This window comes from Acidithiobacillus sp. (assembly GCF_027322205.1).
GTDB lineage: Bacteria > Pseudomonadota > Gammaproteobacteria > Acidithiobacillales > Acidithiobacillaceae > Acidithiobacillus.
The window spans coordinates 1-3,763 of the sequence record NZ_DAHVHY010000111.1 but is presented as its reverse complement, the minus strand read 5'-3'; the positions used below and the strand labels follow the sequence as shown (position 1 = coordinate 3,763).

Annotated in this window: 5 protein-coding genes; all 5 read left to right on the top strand. The window is 59.3% G+C overall.

Translation table 11 applies throughout. The features are described 5' to 3' along the window. On the top strand, positions 1-292 hold a 292-nt coding region (locus tag M7F93_RS11285; RefSeq protein WP_298173500.1), incomplete at its 5' end, for a NifU family protein. A gap of 2 nt (positions 293-294) precedes the next feature. Further along, positions 295-1,503 (top strand): cysteine desulfurase NifS, encoded by a 1,209-nt coding sequence (nifS, locus tag M7F93_RS11280; protein ID WP_298173497.1) that lies wholly within the window; start codon positions 295-297, stop codon positions 1,501-1,503. Further along, positions 1,496-2,656 (top strand): homocitrate synthase, encoded by a 1,161-nt coding sequence (nifV, locus tag M7F93_RS11275; RefSeq protein ID WP_298173494.1) that lies wholly within the window; start codon positions 1,496-1,498, stop codon positions 2,654-2,656. Before nifS ends, nifV begins: the two co-directional genes overlap by 8 nt. A 15-nt stretch (positions 2,657-2,671) precedes the next feature. Continuing rightward, the gene (gene cysE, locus M7F93_RS11270) at positions 2,672-3,481 is read left to right on the top strand and encodes a serine O-acetyltransferase (protein ID WP_298173491.1); all 810 of its coding nucleotides are present in this window, start codon (positions 2,672-2,674) and stop codon (positions 3,479-3,481) included. 4 nt (positions 3,482-3,485) lie between these two features. Next, on the top strand, positions 3,486-3,763 hold a 278-nt coding region (nifW, locus tag M7F93_RS11265; protein WP_298173488.1), incomplete at its 3' end, for a nitrogenase-stabilizing/protective protein NifW.

Below are 3,763 nucleotides of genomic sequence, written 5' to 3'. Positions count from 1 at the left end.
GGCGGTGAAACCCGCCGCCAAAGCCGCCCCGGCCCCCATGACCATGGTGCAGAAAATCCAGAAAATATCCGCCGTGATTGATGAAATGCGCCCACAATTCCAAATGGATGGCGGCAATATCGAACTGGTCGATGTGGATGGTGATACGGTCATGGTGGCCATGAGCGGCTCGTGCATGAACTGCCAGTCTTCCGGGATCACCATTTCCGGCATCCAGGAACGCCTGATGCTGACTCTGGGCCGTCCGGTACGGGTAGTTCCGGCCAGCATGCCGCAAGCCGTGGGGGTGTAGCCATGAGCAGCGCCTACATGGACAACAATGCCACCACCCGGGTAGATCCCCGGGTGCTGGAGACCATTCTTCCCTACTTCAGCGAGTATTACGGCAACCCCTCCTCCATGCACAGCTTCGGCGGCGATGTGGGCAAACGTCTGGAAGAAGCGCGCGCCTCCGTACAGGCCCTGCTGGGGGTAGAACACGACTCGGAAATCATTTTTACCTCCTGCGGTACGGAGTCCGATAACACCGCCATCCTCTCGGCCCTGGCCATACAACCCAGCCGCCGGGAAATCATCACCAGCGTGGTGGAACACCCAGCCATTCTGTCTCTCTGTGATCATCTCGAACGTCATGAAGGCTACAAAGTCCACTACATTCCCGTGGACAGACTTGGGCGCATCTCCATGGAGGCGTATGCCGCAGCGCTCAGCGAGCAGGTGGCCGTCGTCTCCATGATGTATGCCAACAATGAGACGGGAACGATCTTCCCCGTCGAAACCATGGCACGGATGGCCAAGGAGAAAGGTGCACTCTTTCATACGGACGCCGTGCAGGCGGTGGGCAAAATTGCCCTGAACATGCAGGAATCGGCCATCGACATGCTCTCCCTCTCCGGCCATAAGCTGCATGCCCCAAAAGGCGTCGGTGCGCTCTATGTGCGCCGGGGCACCCGCTACCGACCCATGCTGCGGGGTGGTCACCAGGAACGCGGACGCCGGGCCGGAACAGAAAACACCACGGGCATTATCGCCCTGGGGCTGGCGGCAGACATGGCCCTGGAGCATATGGAGTATGAAAATACCGTGGTGCGCGCTTTAAGGGATCGTCTGGAGGCCGGGATACTGGCGCAGGTGCCCTATGCTTTCGCCAATGGCGATCCGGAACACCGCCTGCCCAACACCTCCAGCATCTCTTTTGAATACATCGAGGGCGAGGCCATTCTTATGCTCCTGAGCCGGGTCGGCATCGCCGCCTCCTCGGGTTCCGCCTGTACCTCCGGGTCGCTGGAGCCGTCCCATGTGCTGCGCGCCATGGACATTCCCTATACGGCGGCGCACGGCACCATCCGTTTCTCCCTGTCCCGGGAGACCACGGAAGCAGAAGTGGACTGGGTGATTGCGCAGACACCGCCCATCATCGAGCAATTGCGGCGTCTGTCCCCCTACTGGGGTGCCAATGGCCCCATTCTCACTGACAACGCTTTTGCACCCGTATATGCATGAAATCAGCCCGATCTCCAAAAGCTTCTCGGTAATCCACGACACCACCCTGCGCGATGGCGAACAGACCGCAGGGGTGGCTTTCCGCCCCGAGGAAAAACTGGCTATCGCCGAGAGTCTGGCCAACGCCGGGATTCCGGAGTTGGAGATCGGCATCCCCGCCATGGGGAGCGAAGAGGAGGAAACCATCCGGGGCATTGCCCAGATGGGCCTCCCCGCCCGCCTGGTGGTCTGGTGCCGGATGCACGATACGGATCTCGCTGCGGCAAAGCGTTGTGCTGTGGATATGGTCAACGCCTCGGTGCCGGTTTCAGATATCCAGATTCGCAGCAAGCTGGGCAAAGATCGTCAGTGGGTCTTGCAGCAGGTGGAGCGCCGGGTGAAGCAGGTGCTGGACAGCGGCATGGACGTGGCGGTGGGCGGCGAAGATGCCTCCCGGACGCCGCTGGACTTTATCCTGCGGGTCATGGAGGTCGCACAACGAGCGGGGGCGCGCCGCTTTCGCTATGCCGACACCCTGGGCATTCTGGAACCCTTTAATACCGCCCATATCATGCGGCGCTTAAGGGCGGCCACGGACATGGAAATTGAAATCCATGCCCACAACGATCTGGGTCTGGCCACTGCCAATTCCATCGCTGCCCTGCGTTTTGGCGCCACCCATGTGAACACGACGGTGAATGGTCTGGGCGAGCGCGCCGGTAACGCCGCGCTGGAGGAAGTCGTGATGTGTCTGCATCATTTGCACGGTTTCGAGACCGGCATTGAAGTGCGCCAGTTCAAGGCGATTTCGCAATTGGTGGCGCTGGCTTCCGCGCGACCGGTGCCCGCCGGAAAAAGCATCGTCGGCGATGCCATTTTCAGCCACGAGTCGGGTATTCACGTCGATGGACTGATCAAAAACCCCCGCAATTACCAGAGCTTCGACCCGGAGGAACTGGGGCGCCAGCATAACATGGTGCTGGGCAAGCATTCCGGCACCAAGGCCATCATGCGCGCCTACGCTGAACTGGGCAGTGCCATTACCGAATTACAAGCACAAAGCATCCTCAAACAGATTCGCGTCTATGTGCTTCAGCATAAGGCACCACCGCCCGTAGAGGACCTGCATCGCTTTCTTCTGGAGAGCGTGGAGTCCCTGCACGCTCATTCCTGAATGGAGGACACGCCCGTGGCTGCTACCCTGCTTGACAAAGAACAACCCCGCAAGTCCGGTCTGTGGCGCAACCTGCGCGACGATATTCACTGTGTTTTCGAACGCGATCCGGCTGCTCGCAGTACGTTGGAAATCCTCACTACTTACCCTGGGGTACACGCGTTGCTGGCACATCGCCTCGCTCATCGCTGGTGGCGGGGCGGTTGGCGGTATCCGGCGCGTGTGCTCAGCGCGATGGCGCGCTTCTCGACCGGCATCGATATCCATCCGGGGGCACAGATCGGGCGCCGATTCTTCATTGATCACGGCATGGGCGTGGTGATTGGCGAAACGGCTGAGATTGGTGATGATTGCACCCTGTACCATGGGGTGACGCTGGGGGGCACGAGCTGGAATCCGGGCAAGCGTCACCCGACATTACAGGATCGGGTCATGGTGGGTGCGGGTGCGAAGATCCTCGGGCCCGTCACTATCGGTCATGACAGTCAGGTGGGTGCCAATGCGGTGGTCATTAACGATGTGGCGCCGGGTATGACGGTCGTGGGCATCCCTGGCCGCGTTGTGCTGCCTGCGGAACGCCGCCGCATCAACGCCCACGGTATTGATCTGGATCACCATCTCATGCCGGACCCGGTGGGCAAGGCCATTCAGTGCCTGATGGAGCGGATTTCCCAACTGGAATTGCAGGCCCAGTCCAACGGGCGTGCTGCGCAACTGACGGAAAAAGACTGCAATAACTGTCCGGATTCCGATCCCAACCTGTGTGGGCCAAACAGCAGCCCAGCAGCTTTAGCTCCCCTCCCCTCTGACGAATTCCAAGGATGACACCATGAGTGATCTACGTAAAACACTGGCGAGTTTGTCCTCCGCTGAGGATTTCCTGAAGTTTCTGAACATCGACTATGATGAGACGGTGGTCCATATTAATCGTCTCCATATCCTCAAACGTTTTCATGACTACCTGAAAAGAGAGGGGAATACGGACGCTCTGGATGATCAGGCGCTGCAAGCGCTTTATGTGAAATTACTCAGCCAGTCGTATCAGGATTTTGTGGTATCTGACGCAGTCTCCGAAAAGGTGTTCAAAGTCTTTCACCAGGCCATGGG